Origin of the sequence: Archangium sp. (assembly GCF_045802675.1) — a bacterium.
GTDB lineage: Bacteria > Myxococcota > Myxococcia > Myxococcales > Myxococcaceae > Archangium.
Genome location: NZ_JBJMQO010000045.1, coordinates 1 through 20,456 on the forward strand (window position 1 = coordinate 1; position 20,456 = coordinate 20,456).

At 69.4% G+C, this 20,456-nt stretch carries 17 protein-coding genes; 12 read left to right on the plus strand and 5 right to left on the minus strand.

The window, feature by feature from the left end; translation table 11 throughout:
* A partial coding sequence (locus tag ACJ8AN_RS13710) for an SLATT domain-containing protein (protein WP_407755777.1) occupies positions 1-570 on the plus strand: 570 nt, incomplete at its 5' end.
* On the opposite strand, the gene ACJ8AN_RS13715 is transcribed toward ACJ8AN_RS13710, so the two are convergent.
* Together ACJ8AN_RS13715 and ACJ8AN_RS13720 are read right to left on the minus strand one after the other, a co-directional pair.
* Positions 567-2,033, minus strand: a complete 1,467-nt coding sequence (locus ACJ8AN_RS13715) for a hypothetical protein (RefSeq protein WP_407755778.1) — start codon at positions 2,031-2,033, stop codon at positions 567-569. The two genes, ACJ8AN_RS13710 and ACJ8AN_RS13715, sit on opposite strands and share 4 nt — an antisense overlap.
* A 114-nt stretch (positions 2,034-2,147) precedes the next feature.
* On the minus strand, positions 2,148-3,455 hold the full coding sequence (locus tag ACJ8AN_RS13720; RefSeq protein WP_407755779.1) for an OmpA family protein: 1,308 nt from the start codon (positions 3,453-3,455) through the stop codon (positions 2,148-2,150).
* Positions 3,456-3,643: 188 nt separating this feature from the next.
* On the opposite strand from ACJ8AN_RS13720, the gene ACJ8AN_RS13725 reads away from it, so the two are divergent.
* The 3 genes from ACJ8AN_RS13725 to ACJ8AN_RS13735 all read left to right on the plus strand — a co-directional run bounded on the left by ACJ8AN_RS13725 (position 3,644) and on the right by ACJ8AN_RS13735 (position 9,263).
* Positions 3,644-5,029, plus strand: coding sequence for a hypothetical protein (locus ACJ8AN_RS13725; RefSeq protein WP_407755780.1), 1,386 nt, complete (start codon positions 3,644-3,646; stop codon positions 5,027-5,029).
* A gap of 20 nt (positions 5,030-5,049) precedes the next feature.
* Positions 5,050-6,432: a hypothetical protein gene (locus tag ACJ8AN_RS13730; protein WP_407755781.1), complete on the plus strand. Its 1,383-nt coding sequence runs from the start codon at positions 5,050-5,052 to the stop codon at positions 6,430-6,432.
* Positions 6,433-6,662: 230 nt separating this feature from the next.
* Complete coding sequence (locus ACJ8AN_RS13735; protein ID WP_407755782.1) at positions 6,663-9,263, plus strand: response regulator; 2,601 nt, start codon at positions 6,663-6,665, stop codon at positions 9,261-9,263.
* A gap of 28 nt (positions 9,264-9,291) precedes the next feature.
* Here ACJ8AN_RS13735 and ACJ8AN_RS13740 read toward each other — a convergent pair whose 3' ends face one another.
* Positions 9,292-10,971 (minus strand): pseudouridine synthase, encoded by a 1,680-nt coding sequence (locus ACJ8AN_RS13740; RefSeq protein ID WP_407755783.1) that lies wholly within the window; start codon positions 10,969-10,971, stop codon positions 9,292-9,294.
* Between the two features lie 139 nt (positions 10,972-11,110).
* Here ACJ8AN_RS13740 and ACJ8AN_RS13745 point away from each other — a divergent pair, with 139 nt between their 5' ends.
* A complete protein-coding gene (locus ACJ8AN_RS13745) occupies positions 11,111-11,830 on the plus strand; it encodes a 4'-phosphopantetheinyl transferase (protein WP_407755784.1) in 720 nt (239 codons plus the stop codon).
* A gap of 20 nt (positions 11,831-11,850) precedes the next feature.
* Here the strand turns inward: ACJ8AN_RS13745 and ACJ8AN_RS13750 are convergent, their stop codons facing one another.
* Entirely contained in the window at positions 11,851-12,645 is a 795-nt protein-coding gene (locus ACJ8AN_RS13750; protein WP_407755785.1) for a hypothetical protein, read from the minus strand.
* A 74-nt stretch (positions 12,646-12,719) separates the two neighbouring features.
* On the opposite strand from ACJ8AN_RS13750, the gene ACJ8AN_RS13755 reads away from it, so the two are divergent.
* Together ACJ8AN_RS13755 and ACJ8AN_RS13760 are read left to right on the plus strand one after the other, a co-directional pair.
* Positions 12,720-13,142, plus strand: coding sequence for a hypothetical protein (locus ACJ8AN_RS13755; protein ID WP_407755786.1), 423 nt, complete (start codon positions 12,720-12,722; stop codon positions 13,140-13,142).
* A gap of 126 nt (positions 13,143-13,268) precedes the next feature.
* Complete coding sequence (locus ACJ8AN_RS13760) at positions 13,269-13,724, plus strand: hypothetical protein (protein ID WP_407755787.1); 456 nt, start codon at positions 13,269-13,271, stop codon at positions 13,722-13,724.
* 200 nt (positions 13,725-13,924) lie between these two features.
* Here ACJ8AN_RS13760 and ACJ8AN_RS13765 read toward each other — a convergent pair whose 3' ends face one another.
* Complete coding sequence (locus ACJ8AN_RS13765) at positions 13,925-14,317, minus strand: hypothetical protein (protein WP_407755788.1); 393 nt, start codon at positions 14,315-14,317, stop codon at positions 13,925-13,927.
* Between the two features lie 297 nt (positions 14,318-14,614).
* Between ACJ8AN_RS13765 and ACJ8AN_RS13770 the strand changes: the two genes are divergently transcribed.
* The 5 genes from ACJ8AN_RS13770 (at position 14,615) to ACJ8AN_RS13790 (ending at position 20,424) form a co-directional block, all read left to right on the plus strand.
* Complete coding sequence (locus ACJ8AN_RS13770) at positions 14,615-15,568, plus strand: hypothetical protein (RefSeq protein WP_407755789.1); 954 nt, start codon at positions 14,615-14,617, stop codon at positions 15,566-15,568.
* A gap of 78 nt (positions 15,569-15,646) precedes the next feature.
* Positions 15,647-16,636 (plus strand): tRNA dihydrouridine synthase, encoded by a 990-nt coding sequence (locus ACJ8AN_RS13775; protein WP_407755790.1) that lies wholly within the window; start codon positions 15,647-15,649, stop codon positions 16,634-16,636.
* Between the two features lie 82 nt (positions 16,637-16,718).
* Positions 16,719-18,083, plus strand: a complete 1,365-nt coding sequence (locus ACJ8AN_RS13780; RefSeq protein ID WP_407755791.1) for an MBL fold metallo-hydrolase — start codon at positions 16,719-16,721, stop codon at positions 18,081-18,083.
* A gap of 69 nt (positions 18,084-18,152) precedes the next feature.
* On the plus strand, positions 18,153-19,334 hold the full coding sequence (locus ACJ8AN_RS13785) for an acyltransferase family protein (protein WP_407755792.1): 1,182 nt from the start codon (positions 18,153-18,155) through the stop codon (positions 19,332-19,334).
* 13 nt (positions 19,335-19,347) lie between these two features.
* Positions 19,348-20,424: a hypothetical protein gene (locus tag ACJ8AN_RS13790; RefSeq protein ID WP_407755793.1), complete on the plus strand. Its 1,077-nt coding sequence runs from the start codon at positions 19,348-19,350 to the stop codon at positions 20,422-20,424.
* The last annotated feature ends 32 nt before the right edge of the window (positions 20,425-20,456 follow it).

A 20,456-nucleotide genomic window follows, 5' to 3' on the forward strand; every position in this document is an offset into this window, starting at 1 on the left:
GGGGCCTCGTCCGGGTGGATGCGCTACGTGTCCGCCTATCAGGAGCTCAACTCGCGGCTGGAGGCGTTGCAGCTCGGGTGGGTCCGGCTGGCGATGGCGGGTCCCGCGCTGAGCAAGGAGCAGCGCCTCTCCTCGCTGATGGATCTGCTCCAGGGCTTCATCACCAGCGTGGGGGAGATCATCAAACAGGAGACCCAGGACTGGATGGCCGAGTTCAAGGGCCACCTGGCGGTGCTGGAGCAGCGGGCCGATGCCCAGCGCACCGCCCTGGCCACGGCGCCCTCCGTCATCTACGGCGCGCTCAAGGTCCTGGTCGAGGGCACGGACACGCTCCGGGAGGGCAGGTGGACGGTGGTGCTCGGCACGGGGCGGGACCTCAGCGGAACCGGGAGCAACGCCGCGGTGGCCACGGCGCTGGGCCCGGGGCTGTTGGGACTCCGCCTCGAGGCCGTGCTGAAGGACGGCACTCCCTGGGTGACCGAGGATGTGGCGACGATCAAGCCCAGCGAGGTGACGACGCACGTCTTCCGCGTACCCGGCCCAAGGCCTGACGAGCCAGGCCATGGCTAGAAGACGCGGACGCCGTTGGCCGCGTCCCAGAGCATGTAGCCGCCCTGGAAGTTCTGGCGCGTGCCCGAGCCGTAGGCGAACTCGTCGCTGGTGGGGAACTGCAGCCGGGTGTGATTGCTGCCCTGCAGGTACGTGGTCCAGAAGCCGTTGCGCACCTGGAAGGTCCCCGCCGAGCTGCTCATGATGGCATTGCGGCCGGCGGAGCCACCGTCGAGGTCCTGCACGTAGCCGTAATCCCAGGAGTGGACCCAGGCCGTGCCCCCGTTGTCATAGGGCGAGCCGTTGGTCGCGATGCCCCCGTGGCTGTTGTAGTAGTTCAGGATGCCCGTGTGGGTCGTCAGGTCGGAGTAGCGGCCCTGGTAGGACGTCGCGTTGCTGTAGTTGGTGTAACCCGTCTTCCGGTCCGTGCTGTTCAGCCCGGAGGAGCGGTAGATGCCGTAGTTCAGGCCGGGCGCGTCCTGCAGGTAGAACCAGACGGCCGAGCCGACATACGACGTCCCGCGCATCACGTTGTAGGCGGTGGTGATGTTGCTGGCCTGCACGCTCTCGCTGACCGAGTCAGTCGTCCAGCCAAGCTCCGTCTCGAAGATCTTCTTGGGCGTCGTGCTGCCCTCGTAGGCCACGTATGCGTTGCGGATCCACCCCAGGTACTGGGTGAGCGTGTTGCTGTTCACGAGGCCGCCCTGGTCCACGTACAGGTGGTGGCCGATGTGGTCGAGCGGGTAGCTCCCGGCGTTCGCGCGGATCCAACTCCAGGAACTGACGTTCACGCCCGTCGAGTAGGTATTGGACAGGTAGGTGGCGCCCGCGCTGTCCGCGTTGTTGCCGTACAGGTTGTGGCTCAGCAGCCCGCCGCTGATCACCTGCACGTCGAAGCGGTTGTAATACTTCATCTGCGTGTAGGCGTGGCCGAGCAGCGCGGCGAAGTTGGACGGGTAGATGTATGAGCAGCCCTCGTAGCGGCCCGGCGACGGAGACGTGGAATAGCAGTTGGGCTCGTTCCAGAGCTCCCAGTATTTGATCTTCCCGTTGAAGTGGCCCGCGACCCGGCCCGCCATGTAGCCGAACTGGTCGATGTAGGCGTTGTAGCCGCTGCCGCCCGTGTTCTCCCAGTTGTTCTCCTGCCATTGCCACTGGGCACCGGGCCAGGACTCGTTGGACAGCAGGCCAATCACCTGCAAGCCCTTGGAGCGCAGCCGGTTCACGATGGTGTCGTAGGTGCTGTAGAACTGGGCCGTATCCGAGCCGTAGGGCCCAAGCCGGAAGTTGACCCGGACGAACCCGGCTCCGCTGTTGGCCATCGCCGTGGCCACCGCGTCCGTGAGCAGGATGTTGCCCGCGTCATCGATGGGCGCCCCGGCCTGGATTCCCTGGGGACCGGCGGCACTCGCGCTCCCGGCGAGCATCAAGAAGGGCAGCAACAACAGCGTCCGGACGGCTCCCCGCAGTCGAGACTGGTGCATGCGGCTCTCTCCGAGCTTTCTCTTGAATCGTGAGAAGCCGTTAATACACGTATTCCACTGGACCCGCAATGGGCATGAAAGTCCGTTTCCGGACAGTCTTTGGGGCGCGGCGCGTCAGTGCTCGAGGATGACGAGCTCCACGCGGCGGTTGAGATCCCTGCCGCGCGGCGTGAAGTTGGGGGCCTTCGGGCGGGTGCCGCCGAGGCCCACCGTCTCGATGCGCGAGGGCTCCACTCCGGCCTCCACGAGCAGCTCCGCCATCGCGCGGGCGCGGGCCTCGGAGAGCTGCTGGCGCGCGCTGTCCTCACCGCCCTCCTGGCTGTCGGTGTGGCCCTCGATGCGGATGCGCCGGGCAGGGCGCCGCACGAGCGTGTCCACGAGCTCCTGGAGGAACGCGCCGCCGCCCGGCAGCGGTGTCGGCTTGCCCTCGGCGAAGCGCGGCGGCTTCACCAGCTCGAACCGGTCTCCCTTCTCCGTCAGGAGCTTCTTGCTGGGCGCGCGCGCCAGCGTGAAGTCCAACGGCTGCGCGGCGCCACCGGAGAGCCGCACCTGGCGCGTCTGTGCGAGGAAGCCGGGGGCGAACACGTCCACCGTGTAGTTGCCCGGAGCCAGCTCCACCGCCAGGGGCGCCCGCGCTCCCTTCTTCAGCGCCACCGTCTGGTTCGAGGCTCCGCGCACGGAGAGGGTCGCCGCCACGGCCTTGCGGCTCGCCAGCGCGCGCACCAGCAGCTTCGCCTTCTGGGCCTGGGCGGTGGGCGCCGGGGCGGTAGGCGTCTGGGTGGTGGCGGCCGGCGGCGGCTCCACGGGGCGGGTGGGCTCCGGCGCCGGAGTCTTCTGGGCGAGCGGCACTCCAGCATCGGGCGGGGCGGCGGGAGCGTGGGGCTCGAGCGTGCCGTCCTCGAGCTTCGCGATCATCTCCGCCGTCACGTCGTGCGCCACCTTGATTTTCAGCCGCGGATCCTTCGCCTCTGGCAGCACGAAGGCCATGGCCTTCACGTCCACGCGCAGCCCGCGCTGGGCCTGGAAGTTGAGCGTGGAGGTCACGTTCCACAGCAGGCCGGAGGTCGGGCTGAACATGTTCCACGACGCGTCCATGTAGACGATGTTCGTCACGAGCGTGTGCGGGCCGTCCTTCACCTGCCGCGTCGTCAGCACATGGGGGCCGGGCGAGGTGAGGTCCTCCACGTCGGGCACCTGGAGTGACTCGCCATCCAGCATGAAGTGGACCTCGGCGAGCTTGTACTCGGTGGGGTCCAGGCCCGCGAAGAGCAGCCGCACCTCGGGCTCCGGGCTCTTCACCAGCTCCTGCAATTGCCGGTCGAGCTCCGCGCGCACCTGATCGACGGACGGAGCCTCCGCGGCGCGTGGGGCGCCAGCGAGCAGCAGTACCGTGAACAGGCCAAGCTTCTGCGGGGAATCCAAGAGAGGGGTCCGGACCGGGGGGCGCCCACAGCATCGCATACTGGCGCCGAAGCGCCCGTTTCGCGCCGCGCTCGCCTCCCTGGTGCCCAGGCGCGAGGGCATGTCAGTTCTCCGCTTATTCTGGTATAGCCTTTGTTCCGGCCTTGAAGCGGAGGCCGGCCTACCCCCCAGTCCTCAAGGAGGTTTCCATGCACTTGTTCCCCAGGTCAGGCCTGGCGCTCGCCGCGGCCTGCGCCGTGGTGCTCGGCGCGAGTGGTGAGGCCCGCGCCGCCGTCGGCGTGGTCTTCGTCCACGGCACGGGCGACCAGACCCAGAGCTCGGCCAAGAGCGGTTACTGGACGCAGAGCTCTCTCGACACGATGCGTAACGGGTTGCCCTATCTGGTCGTGGGCTATCCCGGTGCCACCTGCGCCGGCTTCAGCCAGTGCAGCTGGGGCTCCATCGTGGATCAGATCGTCCCGTGGGCGAATGCCAACGGCATCACCAGCTTCACCGTCATCACCCACTCCAATGGCTCGAGCCCCGTGCGCTACATGCTCGGCCATACGGGAGCGGTGAGCGCCAACGGCAACGCCGTCAGCGCGGTGACGAGCAAGATTTCCCAGGTCATCTTCGGCGCGCCGGACCTCACGGGCACGCCGCTGGCGAACCAGGTGACGACGAGCGGCTCGTTCCTCAACATCGCCAACAGCGTCGTCGAGTTCTTCGGCGGTGGCAGCTACAACAACCCGGCCGTGGTGCAGCAGCGCACGGACAACATGAGCGTGTACAACTCGAACGGCACGTTCGCCGGCGGGCTGGGCGCGACCACGGTGGGCGGCAAGCCCGTGTCCGTGGTCCGTGGCAACAAGGTCTACGCCAACCTCTTCTCCAGCGACGCGCACTGCGCCGGCTACCTGTACACCATCGGCCTCAAGGCGGCGGCGCTGCTCGGCTGGGGCAGCTTCAACGCCAGCACGGACGGCTTCATCGGCACGGACAGCTCGGGCTACTTCGGCAACATCATCATCGACGACAGCCGCCTGAACCACAATCAGTCGCGCCGCAGCTGCCACAACAGCGGCGACATCATCAAGCAGAAGGTGGCCAACGCCCCCATCCCCGCGCCCTCGCAGCAGACGTGGACGCCCGAGACCAACGTCCAGGCCGCGGCGCTGGCCTGCAACAACTACTACTCGGGCTACGCCACGGACTACATGACGGATGACACCGTCTGGAAGTACGGCTGCACCACCACCCAGCTCAACGACGGCTCCATCCAGCCCGACTGCCTCATCTCCTACGGCTACTCGAGCAGCTACAAGATTCCCAGCACCGCGAGCTGGAACCCCTTCATCAACCCCGCCTACTACCCGACCTGGAGCGCCAGCGACGTGTGCCCCGACTCGTGGCAGGGCGATGGCATCTGCGACGCGTGCCTGGTGGCCAAGTACGGCTTCGACGCCACCACCGGCTCGTCGGGCTCCAATGATTGCGTGCAGGCGCCTCCGGGCGGCTCCAACTGGTGCGGGGACCTGGCCTGGGACACCTGGTATGGCTTCCACAACTACGCCGTCGTCCAGGCGCTCCACTGAGAGACAGAGAGAGAACGAACATGAGCTTCCATCGTCCCTTCGTGAAGTCCGCCGGCATGGCGCTGGCGGTCGTCCTCCTCGGGGGTTTCACCCAGGAGCCCGCCGTGTCCTCCACGCTGCGCAGCGCCTCGGGCGCCCCGCTGGCCCCGGGAGACGTCGCCCCCGGCCGGCTGTACTCGCGCGATGCCACCGAGAACCTCGGCAAGGGCCTCGTGTCGGTGTCCAACCCCGCTTCCCCCAAGCAGCCGCTCCCGGCGCCGATCGCGCCCGAGACGCGGCGCTCCAAGTCCACCGTGCTCCACGTGGCGCCCCGCTCGGCGGCCACCGAGCTGGTGCTCCCCATCGACACGCCCGAGGACGCGTGGGTGATGGTCATCCCCAAGGCCAATGACCCCAAGGTGGGGGAGGAGGCCCTGCGCGACGTGAAGATGTTCGACGCGCGTGGCCTGCGCGCGGACCAGCGCGCGGCCCGTGCCGGCAAGGATCAGCTGGGCATGGACGCGGCGCGCACGAAGGCCGAGGCCATCTCCGCTCCCATCGCCATGATGCGTCTGAACAAGGAGATGGGCCGCGGCGGCTACAAGCTGCAGGTGGGCGCCAAGGCGGCCGCGGTGGGCATGGCCGTCGAGGTGCGCGTGCCCTCCTCGTCCATCGAGCTGTCGCTCACGTCGTCCGCCATGCAGCTCTTCCCCGGCGATGACGGCTACGTGACGGTGGGCCTGCAGTCGGCGGAGAAGGTGGACCACGTGCGCTACGAGGCCACGCTCTACACCCCGCGCTTCGAGCGCGACCGCACGGTGCCCGTGGTGAAGGTGGGCAACGAGTACCGCGCCCAGGTCTCGCGCGCGATGAACGAGAAGGACGAGCCGGGCGCGTGGGTGCTCGAGGTGCGCGCGGTGGGTTCCGCGGGCGGCGTGGACTTCGATCGTCTGGCGCAGACGGCCTTCGGCTTCGCGGTGCCGACGGCGCGCATCGCCTCGGCCGGCAAGGCGCGGCTGGTGCGTGAGCCGGGCGGCAAGGTGACGGCGCTCGAGCTGGACGTGGTGCTCGACAGCGTGGCGCTCGACCGTTACGAGGTCTCCGGCACGCTCGTGGCGGCGGATGCCCAGGGCGTCGAGCGCCCGGTGGCCGAGGCGCAGGTGACGGACCTGCTCGGCGCCGGCACGCACACGCTGACGCTGCGCTTCGAGGCGGGCCACGCGGGCCTGTCCAAGCTCGACGGCAGCTACTCGCTGCGCGGGCTGCAGCTGTACTCGCTCGGCACCAACACGCTGTACCACCGCATCGGCAAGGGCCTCGACCTCCGCATGCCGGCGGTGCGCGCCTCCGAGCTCGCGGCCGCCGAGCTCACCCCCGCCATCGAGAGCATGAAGAGCGCGGGCGAGTTCGACCTCGGCCAGTAGCCTTCGCCGTCTCCACGTCTGCTCTGGCCGTACGGCCGCTCGTTGTGTTCACGAGCGGCCGTGCGGCCATCTGCTTTTGAAGGGGGCAGGCGGCGAGGCTTCCGGGTTCGAACATCCGGCTCCGTCGAATGTTTGTAGACCAGCGCCACACCGCCGATACATCCGGAGCTCATCACCCCGGATCCATCAGGCGAGCCAGGGAAGGGGAGGGCGCTCAACCGTTGATCACCATGCCGGACACCATCGATTTCAAGACGCTCTTCGAGCTCTCGCCCAATCCCTACATGCTGCTGGACCGGGAGCTGCGGTACGTCGCGGCCAACGAGGCCTATCTGCGCGTCACGGCGAGCCGGCGCGAGGAGCTGCTCGGGCGGGGCATCTTCGATGCATTCCCGCATGACCCCGAGGATCCCAACAACCGCAGCGCGCGCATGCTCCGGGAGTCCTTCGAGCGGGTCCTGAAGAAGCACGTCCCGGACACACTGGCGTTGATTATCTACCGGGTCCCGCGCCAGACGGACGCGGGCGTGGTCGTCGAGGAGCGCTACTGGAGCGCCACCCATACGCCCGTCCTCGACGGCCAGGGCGAGGTGGCCTTCATCCTCCAGCACACGGTGGACGTGACCGAGCTGCAGCGGCTCAAGCAGGCCATGCGGGCCGCGGAGGTGGCCCGGGAGCCGGCCGTGCCCGCGGAGCAGGTGGAGGCGGGCATCCTCCAGCGCGCGCGGCTCGTCCAGGAGACCAACACCACCCTGGATGCCGAGCGGCGTCACCTGCGCCGGCTGTTCGAGCAGGCGCCCGGCTTCGTCGCCTTCCTGCGCGGGCCCGAGCACGTCTTCGAGCTGGCCAACCCCGCCTACTATCAGCTCGTCGGCCACCGGGACATTCTGGGCAGGCCGCTCCCCGAGGCCATTCCCGAGGTCCGGGACCAGGGCTTCATCGAGCTGCTGGATCGGGTGTTCACGTCGGGAGAGCCCGTCGTGGGCCGGGGCGAGCGGCTCTTCCTCCAGCGGCAACCCGGCGCGCCGCTCTCGGAGGTGTATGTCGACTTCGTGTACCAGCCCGTCTTCGAGACCGACGGAACGGTGTCGGGCATCTTCGCCCAGGGCCACGACATCACCGAGCAGAAGCGCGCCCAGGACGAGCTTCGCCGGTACCGGGAGCACCTCGAGGAGCTGGTCCATGAGCGCACCCGCGCGCTCGAGGAGAGCGAGTCCGAGCGGCGTCAGGCCGAGGCCGCGTTGCGCCAGTCCCAGAAGATGGAGGCGGTGGGCAAGCTCACCGGCGGCGTGGCGCACGACTTCAACAACCTGCTCCAGGTCATCGGCGGCAATCTCCAGCTCGTGCTGGGGGACGTGGCCGGCAACGAGCGGGCCCAGCGGCGTTTGCGGACCGCTGTCAGCGCCGTCGAGCGCGGTGCGAAGCTCGCCTCCCAGTTGCTTGCCTTCGCGCGGCGCCAGCCGCTCGAGCCGGTAGCCATCAACCTGGGCCGCCGGGTGCGCGGCATGGGGGACCTGCTGCGCCGCGCCCTGGGCGAGGGCATCGAGATCGAGACGGTCATCGCCGGGGGCCTCTGGAACACGTTCGCCGATCCCAACCAGCTCGAGAACGTCATCCTGAACCTGGCCATCAATGCCCGGGATGCCATGGAGGGGGAGGGCAAGCTGACCATCGAGGCCGGTAACGCCATGCTCGATGACCACTATGCCCAGCTTCATTCGGAGGTCGAGCCGGGCCAGTACGTGCTCCTGGCCATCTCGGACACCGGCAGCGGCATGTCACCGGAGGTCATGGAGCGCGTCTTCGAGCCGTTCTTCACCACCAAGCCCGAGGGCCGCGGCACGGGGCTGGGCCTGAGCATGGTGTATGGCTTCGTCAAACAGACGGGCGGTCACATCAAGATCTACAGCGAGGTCGGGCACGGGACGACGATGAAGATCTACCTGCCGCGCTCGTTGCAGGCCGAGGTGGTGGCCACCGAGACCGTGACGGCCCCCGTCGAGGGAGGCACCGAGACCATCCTGGTGGTCGAGGACGATCCCGAGGTGCGGGCCACGGTCGTGGAGCTGTTGACGGAGCTGGGCTATCGCGTGCTCAAGGCCTCGGACGGACAGAGCGCGCTGGCGGTCATCCAGAGCGGCCTGCACGTGGATCTGCTGTTCACCGACGTGGTCATGCCCGGACCGGTCCGCAGCCCCGACCTTGCCCGGCGGGCCAAGGCGCTCGTGCCGGACCTCGAGGTGCTGTTCACCTCGGGCTACACGGAGAACGCCATCGTCCACGGGGGCCGGTTGGATGCCGGCCTCAGCCTGCTGAGCAAGCCCTATCGCAAGGAGGACCTGGCGCGGAAGCTCCGCCACCTGCTGCGCAACCGGCAGCAGCGGAGCGCCGCCCGGGAGGCCCGCGCCGCCGGAGTGCGCACCGCGCCCGAGCGCCCTCCCGTGCCACCGAGGAGCTCCGCCCTGCGCATCCTGCTGGTGGAGGACGATGAGGACATCCGGGAGTCCGTGTGCGAGCTGTTGGAGTCGCTCGGGCACGACGTGCGGGCCGTCCCGAGCGCGGAAGCGGCCCAGGAGGTGCTCGCCTCGGGCGGCGGCCTCGACGTGTTGTTCACGGATGTGACCCTGCCCGGCATGTCGGGAGTGGAGCTGGCCCAGGAGGTGCTCCGCCAGAGGCCCGGGCTGCGCGTCATCATCGCTTCCGGCCATGGCGCCGAGGTGACCGCCGGGGCCGGCGATGCGTTGGCGGGCGCCGTGCTGCTGCCCAAGCCCTACGTCCTCTCGCAGATCCAGAGCGCGCTGGAGCAGCCGGAGGTCTCCGCCTCGCCTTGATGGGCGAGTGAGCGGTCTGGCGCGTGGCTCAGAAGGGCGCGGACCGCTCGAAGGAGACGCGCCGTCCCGTCTCCGGATGCAGGAAGGAGAGCGACTCCGCGTGCAGCATCAGGCGGCCGTCCGGGTGTCCGTAGAGGCGGTCCCCGACGATGGGGGCGCCGAGGCCGAGCGGATGTGCCGCATGGACTCGCAGTTGGTGGGTCCTCCCGGTGAGCGGAAAGAGGGCCACGCGGGTGCGCTCCCCCCGCCGCTCGAGCACCTGCCACCGGGTGACCGCGGGCTTTCCGTGCACCGGATCATGAATCTGCCGGGGCCGGTCATCGAGGTCGACGCGCATCGGGAAGTCGATCGTCCCCTCCTCTCCCCGGACAGTGCCGTCGAGCCAGGCCACGTAGCGCTTCTGGACGTCGCGGTGGAGGAACTGCCGCTGAAGGGCCGCGTGCGTCCGTGAATCCAGCGCCGCGACGAGCAGGCCCGAGGTGTCCAGGTCGAGCCGGTGCGCGAGGAGCGGGCCCTCCGCGTGGGGATGGCGCGCTCGCAGCCGGGCGAGCACCGAGTCCGTCACCGAGGTGTCCCTGCCGGGCACGGAGAGCAGCCCGGAGGGCTTGTCGACCACGATGATCCACGCGTCCTCGAAGACGATGGACAGGTCTTCGTTCACCACGGCCGGAGGTGAGAAGGCCCTCGGGGCGGCGACCCGCAGGCCCTCCAGCATGAAGGGGAGGAGGGGAGCGCACTTGTCGCGGCAGGCGGCGTAGAACGCGCCGGAGACGCGTCCGCCCGAGGACGGTGGAGCGCCCCACCAGAACTCGGCGAGCGCCAGGGGACGCAGGCCGTGCGTGAAGGCATGGGCGAGCAGCTTCGGTGCCGCGCAATCGGCGGCGCCCGAGGGCGGCTCACCGGGTGCGAAGAGGGCCCGCAGGGGACCGCGCTCGCCCCGTGCGTTGGGTACTTCGTAGGTGTCGTGGAGCCGCTTCATGAGCGCGCGGCAGACGATCCGCCGCAGACGCTCGAGGGCCTGGAGCCGTCTTTCGAGCCGTGCCCGCTTCGGCTCGAGGGCCCGCCGTTCCTCGTCCTGGGCCGCGTCCAACCGGCGCCGCTCCGCCTTGTCGCCCCGGCTCTCCTGGTCGAGTGCGTGGAGGGCCTCGCGCCGCGCGGCTTCCGTGAGCGAGCCCGACGCCGTGAGCCCGGCCCGCAGGGCGTGGCGCCGCTGCTTGCGCTGTTCGTGCCGGGCGCGCATCGCCTCGCGCTCCTCCGCGTGGCGGACCTTCTGGGCCTCATGCGCGGTCCGCAGCGAGACGAGCTCCGGTGAAGTGTCGAGCGCCTCGGCACGGGCGAGCAGGCCCTTCACCACGGCCTCGCCCGCGGGCTCCACCCGGGTGCGTGCCTCGCGGTCGAAGAGCGGCGGGACGAAGCCCGGAAGCTCCCATTGCCCGGCGAGCATGCCGGAGAACGAGCGGAGGAACCCGATGCGCCCGTCGGGCCGCTGAACGACGAGCACGCCGAACATCTTGCCGCCCTCGGGGCCGTCGAGCGTCGCGGAGGGAATCCCCGGGACGATGAAGCCCGCCCGGAGCTCCGCCTGCATCACCTCCGCGGCCCGGCGCGCCAGCGCGTGGGGACCGGGCTCATCGAAGGGGCTCGGGAAGGCCTCCGGGATGCCGTGAGGGGCCGGCTGCGGCTCGATGGGGGTGATCCACGTCTCCACGGCTCTCCGGTAGCACGAAATCGCGGCGTCGAGACAACCCGCTGGTGGCGGGGTTCCCTGGAACCCACCTGCTCGGATGCCGGGCGGGCGCCGGGCTGGATCGTTCTCCACCCCTCTGGATGGTAAAGCAGGGCCCGCCATGGACCTCCTGTCCCCGAGCAGCCCCTTCACCGTCGCATTCGAGCGCACGCTCCCGTATGGCTGGTGCGTGGGGGTCTGGCTGGGCCCGGCCTCCGGCGAGGGCTGGGACGCGGCCGTGTCCCGGCTGCACGCCGATGAGCGCCACCACCTCGCCACGCTCGGCGCACGGCGTCAGAGCAGCTGGTTGGGGGGACGCCTCGCCCTGCGGCGCGCGCTCGAGGGCCTTGGGGTGCTCGCGCCCGGGCCGCTGTTGTCGACGGCGCGCGGGGCCCCGCGACTGCCTCCGGGCGTGGTGGGCTCCATCACCCACAAGGACAGGCTCGCCGTCGCGCTGGTGGCTCGCGACGAGGGCTGGACGATGGGCGTGGACCTGGAGGAGGAAGGGGCGCGCGGCTACCTCCACCTGGCCCGGCGCATCCTGACGGAGCGCGAGCAGGAGCAGGTGTCTGCCCTCGAACCGGCCGCGCGCGAGCGCGAGTTGCTCCTGCGCTTCTCGGGAAAGGAGGCCGTCTACAAGGCCATCGATCCCTTCGAGCAGCGCTACGTCGGGTTCCACGAAGTGGAGCTCGAGACGCGCCCCGGAGGAGGCTTCGCCGTGCACCTGCTGCTCACGAGCCAGGGGACTCCCCTCACGGTCGAGGCGGGCTGGAGCGGTGGGGACGAGCTCGCGCCCTTCCTCCTGACCTTCGCGCGAGCGGCGCCTCGGCGCCACGGCTGAAGCCCGCGGGGAAGGGCAGCCTACGCCCTTCCATGGGCCCACTGCTCCAGTTGGCTCCGGACGGCCTGCACCGCCCGGGCCGGATAACGCTCCATCCGGTGCGCGAGCTGCTCCTCCGCGAAGCAGAGGAGTTGCCGGGCACAGAGGCCCGGCTCCAGCAGCAACAGGTGGTGGAGCGTCCGCGCCTGCTCCGGGAAGACCCGTTCGAAGCGGCGGTAGGGGTCGAGGTTGTCGAGCTGCGCCTCGTTCTCCTTGGGCAGACAGTGCGTCAGGAGCCGCAGCAGATGGCTCAGCGCATGCCCCTTGATGAAGGAGGACCCACTGAGCACCTCGCCGCGCGCGGTACGTCCCGCGCCGACCAGCACCGCCGACAGGAAGAGCGCGAAGGCGTGCTCCACGTCGACGGAGGCGGCCTCGGCGGCGGAGCTCGCGCGCAGCTGCCGCAGGTCGGCCTCGACGTGCGCGCGATCCAGCAGCACGCGGTAGTCGTTCACCCGGGCCAGGTGCAGCTCGGCTTCATCGAAGAGGGCGAACTCCAGCAGGTGCCCATCGTCATAGAGCACCTTGAGCCCATGCGCCGTCTCGCGCACCCTCAGCACGATGCGCTCGCTGTCGGGCAACCAGCCCAGGTCCTGGCGGAACGGCTCCTGCGCCCCCGGGACCGTGATCACGAAGAAGTCATGGTCCGACCACGCGTCTGGCGTCCGCCCCAGCTCGGCCATCGAGCCCACCGCGACCAATCCCAGTACACGCCCATCCGCCTCCAGCCGGGCTCGCAATCTCTGGGTGAAGGAGCGGTAGAGGTCCAGGTCCATGGCGGCTACCCCATCGACAACGGCGGGAAGAGGCCAGCATACTGTGCCGCGTCAACTTCACCCCCGAGGTTCGAATGAGCAACCCCAGTGACATCGAGCAGCTCGACGCCCCCCCGCCGATCTCCGCCGCGCTGCGCGCGAAGATCCTCGCCGATCCGAACGTGGCGAAGATGGCCGCGGAGCTCGAGATGGAGCTCGACGAGTTCGTCAACACCGTCGGCTACTACATGAACAACCCGGGCGTGGAGCCCGCGTTCCTCGTCGTCAGCGACGAGAACCTCAAGAAGATGGGCGTCAACCCGCCCTCCCAGGAGGCCATCGAGGCCAACGTGCGCGCCAGCGTCGAGGCCATCAAGGCCGGCCAGGCCCCCAGCGGTTTCGATGACTCCCGCAAGAAGGGCGTGGACCTGACGGGCGCGAGCGGCGAGGCCGTGAAGACCCGCGCGGACGGCCTCGATGACGCGCTGAAGAAGGGCCGGAGCAACGTAAAGCCCTGATTCCACGGGGGTTTCTGGAAAAAGCCCGAAGAAATTCATCGGCAGGAAACTTCCAGCGGCGGCCCCCGATAATCAGTTCAAAGCAGCATTCATCTCCCACTCCACAAAAAAACAGAGGGTACGTCCATGGGCTTTCTCGGTGGCATCGGCAAGGTCTTCAAGTCGATCGGTAGCTTCGCGAAGAAGGCGGTTGGTTTCGCGAGCGGCATCCTCAACGGTCCCCTCGGGAAGATCGCCTCGTTCATCCCGGGCATCGGGCCCTTCGTCGCGGGCGCCGCGAAGATCGCCGGCATGGCGAACAGCGTCCTCAACGGCGGCGGCCTCAAGGGCATCATCGGCGGCCTCGTGGGCAACCTCGGTGGCGGCCTCCTGGGCCAGGCCGGCTCGCTCCTGAGCAAGACGGGTCTCGGCTCCGTGATCGGCCTGGGCTCGCAGGCCAACAGCACCGGCGGCGTCCTGGACATGGTCTCGGGCCTGATGAGCTCGCGCAAGGGCAACACCACCCCCGCGGCGCAGGGCGACAAGTACAACCTCGCGCAGTTCGCGGCCTTCAAGGTCGCCGACCTGCTCAAGGCCGCCTGATCAGCTCGCTTCCGCTTCAATCCACGGGGTGCACGTCCACGGGCGTGCGCCCCGTTTTCTTTTCCAGCCCCGGCGCCCCGCCGCGAGGACGGCTTTTCCTCCAGCAGCCGGCCTGGCGCCTCGCCGAGACGCTCGGGCTCATCGACGACGCCGGGAAGATGGCGACCTGTCGGGACTGGTGAGCCGCGCGCCGCGAGCCTCTAGAGGGAGAGACTCTGGGAGACCCGGGTGCCCTCGAGGATGACGGCGCCCTCGGGAGCGGGCATGGCCTCCAGCCGCCGGGGGGCGAGTCCCCCCTCGGGCAGTGCGTAGTCCTGATCCACCACGCGCAGCTCGAGCGGAGTCCCCGCCGGAAAGCGCAAGGTCAGCTCCACGCCCTCGGCGGGAGGCGCCCAGTAGCGGAAGACCGAGGCCTCGCCCTCGCTGAGCGGCCCGAGCTCCGGTCCCGTGGGCAATTCAGCGGCGGAGAAGGCCTCCGGGGGCGTGTCCTCACCGCGCGGCGCTGGCGGGTTCTGGGAGCCGAGGGCCAACACCCACCCGGCCCCCAGCACCAGCAGGCCGAGGACCCGGGACCACACGTCTCGCTGATTCACCGCGCCAGCTCGCAGGACATGTCCCCCAATCTACCGGGAGCTCGACGCGTCCGGGGAGCGGTGAGTCAGGGCTGTACCACCCGCGACCCGGTGACGGCGTGCAGCCGCTGGTACGCCCCCATCCCGCGAACAGGGGGAGGAAGCGGCGGAGCGAGGGCTGGTTGAAGGCGGGACTGAACTGACGAGAGTCGAGTTTGACTTTTGTACGGCCGTGGTATGGCCAACATGTTTTCCGTTCCCGACGTATCTTGATCGGCCCCCGCACCCCTGGGGACCTTCCGAACCTAGGAGACCTGCATGCCCGTTACCGCCACTCCGACCCTCTTCACGCTCGAGAGCCAACCTTCCTGGGGTCGTGCGACCCTGCTGGAGGATAAGGACGGCAAGCTCGTCCTCTTCTTCGAGCACGGGGGGCGGCGCGTCTTCATCAAGTCCCAGGTAAAGGGGCTCCAGGCCGTCGAGCTGAGCGCGGAGGAGGCTCGGACGGTGGATGCCCGGCTGCGCGGGAAGCGCCCGCAGGGGGCCGTGGCGAAGAAGTCAGCCAAGGCCAAGGCGGCGCGCCCGCTCGTCGCCGTGTACCCCTCCTTCGAGGCCCAGGTGCGCTGGTTCGAGACCTTCTTCCCCGGTGGCTTCGCGGGGGAGAAGTTCGTCTCGGAGGAGAGAGGAGCCCCCGAGGCCAAGGGCAAGAAGGGGTACAAGACCGCCGCCATCAAGCTCGCCCAGGAGCAGCTCTCGCCCGCGCGACTGGCGAGCGCCACGCCTGAGGAGACCTTCGAGATTTCCAAGAAGTTGCTGGGCTTCACCAACCTCGTCTTCCCCATGGAGGGCCCCATCCCCTTCACCACCATGAAGGAGGAGGACCGGGCCGCGTTCGTGGCGGCGCTGGGCGAGTTGCTGCACGGAGAGGGCGCGTACGGGCCGCGCTTCGAGAAGTTCGCGGGCTCGGTCCGCATCTGGGACGCGGACGGGCGGGGCCGCAAGGTCACCTGGCCCCTGGCCACGTTGCTGCAGGCGCTGTACGCCCCCGCGCAGCACACCTTCGTGAAGCCCACCGTCTTCGAGCAGCAGGCGCTCCTCTTGAATCTCACGGCCGACAAGCACGCATCCGTTACCAGCGCCGCCTACGAGCGTTTCCTGGACGTGGCGCGCAAGACGTCGGAGCGGCTGACGGCCGCGGGGCATCAGCCTCGCGACCTGATGGACGTCTATTCGTTCATCTGGCGCTCCCATAAGGAGAAGCCCGCCGCGTAGTCCAGGATGCCTGGTCACCGAGCCACGGTGCTGCACCGTGAGCCCTCTGCCCGGGTGCACCGGGCACGAGGCTGTGGCATGCAGTCGACTCGAATGCCGTCCGACACCTTCTCCACGCTCTTCGCTGCCCGGCCCGTCCTGCTCGCCCCGATGGAGGACGTGAGCGATCCCATCTTCCGGCGCATCTGCCGGGGGCTGGGGGCGGACGCGTGCTACACCGAGTTCGTCAACGTGGACTCGCTGTTGCTGGGCTGCCAGCGCAACAAGCGCAAGCTGGTGCTGGCGGAGGACGACCGGCCCACCGCGATTCAAATCTATGGAGCGGATCCCGCGCGGCTGGTGGAGGCGGCGCGGATCGCCGAGGCGGCGGGGCCGGCCTTCATCGACATCAACTGCGGGTGCTGGGTGCCACGCATTGCCCGGAGGGGCGCGGGGGCGGGCTGGCTGCGAGATCCAGAGGCGATGGTGGCCATGGCGGAGCAGGTGGTGCGAGCGGTGTCACTGCCGGTGACGGTGAAGACGCGCATCGGGCTGGGGCCGGAGGACCAGATGCCCATCGTGGAGCTGGCGAGGCGGCTGGAGGACGTGGGGGTGCGAGCGCTCACGGTGCACTGCCGCACGGCGAAGATGGGCTACACGGGCACGGCGGACTGGCGGTGGGCGGCGCTGGCGCAGGAGCAGGTGCGCATGCCGGTCATCGTGAACGGGGACATCCGGACGGCGGCGGACATCCAGCGCGCGCTGGCGGAGACGGGCTGCGCGGGCACGATGCTGGGACGAGGCGCCATCGAGCACCCGTGGGTGTTTCGCGAGGTGAAGGAGCTGCGCGCGGGCCGTCCCCCGACTCCCCCGACTCCCACGGAGCGACTGGGCCTCTTGCGCGAGCACCTGCTGGCCAACGCGGCCACGCGCAAGCCGGGCTGGGGGGTGACGTACACCCGCCGCTACCTGGCGGGCTACCTGCGCGAGGTGGAGGGCGGCCCCGAGCTGCGCGCGTACCTCAACACCTCGGATCAGCTCGACGACTGGCTGGAGCGCATCGCCGCGCTGGAAGCACGCGTGGCCTAGCGTCGCGCCGGGGCATACGGGAAAACCCTCGGCCATGCGCTGGCTTCGCTTTTGAGGGGGGCCGTGTGCAACCCTTGCCCGCATGGGTATTGCCGAGAGTGTCGCGAGGTTGGAGTTCCTGGGACACGCCGGGTACGTCGTCGAGCGAGGGCCGCTGTACCTCGTGGTGGACCCGTGGCTGGACGGCACGGCGTTCAACAACGGCTGGGACCCGCTCGTGCCGGCGGCGCGCTTCGATGTCCGGCGGGTGACGCACCTGTGGTTCAGCCACGAGCACCCGGACCACTTCAGCATCCCCGCCGTGAAGTCCATTCCCCCGGAGCGCCGGGCCGGGCTCACCGTCCTCTTCCAGGAGACAGCGGACAAGCGCGTGGTGAACTTCCTGCGCGGCAATGGGTACGGCCGCGTCCTCGAGGTGGCACCGGGCCAGCGGCAGGAGCTGGGCGGCGGCGCGGTGCTGACGACGGTGACGGCGCGGGACGGCGACTCGTGCCACCTGCTGGAAGTGGGCGGCGTGCGCCTCCTCAACTTCAATGACTGCTTCTACAACTCCGTGGCCGAGGTGGAGGACGCCATGCGGGCGCTCGGCGTGAAGGCGGGCGAGGTGGACCTGCTGGCCACCCAGTTCTCCTACGCCAACTGGGTGGGCAACCCGGGCGAGCAGGAGCGGCGGCGGCAGGCGGCGCGGCGCAAGCTGGAGCACCTGGCCATGCAGGCGCGCACCGTGCGCCCGCGCTTCGTCATGCCCTTCGCGTCCTTCGTGTACTTCTCGCACGAGGAGAACGTGTACCTGAATGACGCGGTGAACCTGCCCTCCACAGCCGTGGCGCGCGTGCGCGAGGAGGGCTTCTCCCCCGTCATGCTGCGTCCCGGCGACACCCTGGAGCTGTCCCCGGCGGGGCTCCAGGCGGCGGCGGAGGCCACCGAGGCGCGCGCGAGGGAGCTGGATGGCTCCGTGGAGGCGGTGCGCCGCGGCGAGAAGCCCCTGCGCAAGAGCGCCCCGGTACCGCTGGAGGACGTGGTGGCCACCGTCCGGGACGGGCTCGAGCGCCTGCGCAACGGGGCGTCCCGGCTGGACAGGGCGCTCATGCGCCTGCGCCTGCCGCGCGTGGTATTCGAGCTGAGGGACCACCGCGCCCTCATCGTCATCCAGCTGCTGGAGCACGTGCGGGTGGCGCCGCTGGGGACAACTGCCGCGGACGTCGTGCTGTCGAGCGAGGCGCTGCGCTTCGCCTTTACCCAGGACTTCGGCTTCGACACGCTGCTCGTCAACGGCCGCTTCCACGAGGCCCGGCTCGGGGGCGCGGATGCGGTGACGACGCTGTGCGGCCAGTTCGGCTACGTGCGCCGCAAGGTGTCCCTGGCCGCCTCCTTCCTCCGCCGGCGCCTGGTGGAAGCGCCCCGGCTGACGCTGGAGCGGCTGCGTAACCGCGCCCTCGCCCCGTAGCCCCTTGTGCGTTTTGGAATGAAGAGTCTTGCCGCCACCTCTCGGCGGGTCACGAAGCCGGAGACCTCCTTGTCCGTCCCTGCTGTTGCGTCTGGTTCCGTCGAAGAGAGCGGGCTTCGCCACATCCCGGCGCTCGATGCACTCCGCGGCGTCGCCGTCTCCGCCGTGTTCCTCGATCACGCGCTCGCCTTTCCGTTCTGGGCGAGCCTCGTGCGGATTCCCGGTTTCCACTTCACCCAGACACAGACGCTCGCCGTCAAGGTCGCCGAATGGCTGGCAGGGGGCGTGGACCTGTTCTTCGTCCTGTCCGGTTTCCTCATCACCCGCATCCTGCTGCACACGCGGGAGAACGCCGGCTACTACCGCGCGTTCTACGTGGCACGCGCCTGCCGGATCTTCCCGTTGTACTACCTGTTCCTCGCCGTCTGCTTCGCGCTCCCGTTCTGGCCCCTCCCGCCGCTCCAGGACGTGCCGTGGTACCTGGCGTATCTCTCGAACTTCCTCATCTTCACGCGCGGCGCCTGGCAGTCGCCGATCCTCGACCACGCGTGGACGCTCGCGATTGAAGAGCAGTTCTACTGGGTGTGGCCGCTCGTCATCGCGCTGTTGCCGCGCCGCGCGATTGCGTACGTCGCCGCGCTCGTTGCCGTGGGCAGCCTCGCCCTCCGCTTCGAGCTCATCCTCTCCGGCGCGGCGGAATCCGTCGTCCGCACGTTCACGCTCTCGCACCTCGACGGCATCATGTACGGCGCGCTCCTCGCGTGCGTGTCGTCCTCGCGTCGTCGCGCCACGCAGGCCGGCGTCGTGTTCGCCGTGCTCGGTCTCGCGGTGGCGGTAGGGCTCGCCGCGGCGGGTCCACGGGGAACGCACCTGGCGTTGAGCTGGACAATGGCGCTGCCGCTCGTGTGCGGTGGGCTGGTGGGGTTGGCCATCGGCCGGCCGGATTCCGCGCCGGGGTCCGCGCGCCCTCCGCTCCAGGCGGCGTTTTCGTTTCTCGGCAAGTACAGCTACTGCATCTACCTGTTGCAGCAGCCGGTGCTCTGGATGCTGGCCTGCTACCTCGCGGCTCCCATCTACACCTCGACGGGCAGCCTGCCGCTCGTGTGGCTCGCGATGCTCGCCGCTTCGGTGCCTCCCGTCATCGGCCTCGCGATGCTCTCCTACCGCTTCTACGAAGCGCCCTTTCTCCGGCTGAAGTCGCGGCTCTCGAGCGCGCCAATCGCGCACGCCTCGCAAGGCCACTTCCGATAGAGTCCGGCGGCACATGCTGATGCTCCGGACTCTTCCCGCGGCAGTGCTCGCCCTTCTCCTCATTCCCTGGCAGCTCGAGGCCGCTACGCCTCGAGCCAATCCCCAGGAGAACCCCTGGGTCATCATCCTCGGCAGCAAGCCACGGCCCGCCGAGGCCCAGGCGCTCCTCGAGTCGATGACGGAGAAGAAGCCGCTCCAGTGGCTGAAACCCGCCGCCGAGGGCTTTCCGAAGCTCGTCGAGTCCGCGTCACTGCCCGGGCTCGCGCCGGGGCTGCACGTGCTGGTGCTGGGCGTGTGCGGCACGAGGGAGACGGCTCTCGCCGCGCGAGCCCGCGTGCTGCCCATGGTGCAGGACGCCTACGTGAAGCAGCTCACCGGCCCCGCCCCGCTGGCCTGCCCCACCCCCATCCCGCTCAAGGCCAGACTCCCCAAGGGCGCCGTGCAGCTCGCCTCCGTGCCCTTCAAGCAGGACAAGGCCCTGGTGCTCTCCATCTACAAGGTCAACGAGCGCTCGGTGATGGAGTGCAAGACGAACGACCTGCTCATCCGCCTGGAGTACGGACGCGAGGTGCTCACCCAGGAGTCCATCGAAGGCGACTGCCGGGGGGTCTGCACATCGGGAGCGAAGCAGGAGGGCGAGGCGCGGCTCGCGGAGATCCGCGCGCGCATCGAGAAGGAAGAGGGCAGCGAGAGCGAGCTCGACTACAACTTCGTCGATTGCCTGTCGTTCACGCCGAAGTTCCTGGGCGTGCTCGGCGGATACGAGCGACCGCTGTTCTTCGTGTCGACGGAGCACCTGGCCCATCACGATGTGGTCAAGAGCTACGTCCACGCTGTCGGAGCCCTCTGCGGGAAGATCTCCGTGTCGCCGTACAACGATGAACCGGGCCCCTACTCCCATCCCGTGGAGTATTTCGAGCATGCCGAAGCACGTCGCTCGACCCCGGAGGACGCCGACGACAACACGTTCGACATCGGCGTGCGGGAGCAGGGCCCTGCCGCGGACAAGAGCGCGACCCCACTCTGGAAGAAGGTGGCCACGCTCGATGATGGTGGCTGCGGCTTGGATCTGTCGGTGGAGGAGCGGTGAAGCTTCCCATTCGCCCCATGCGTCAGCGGATG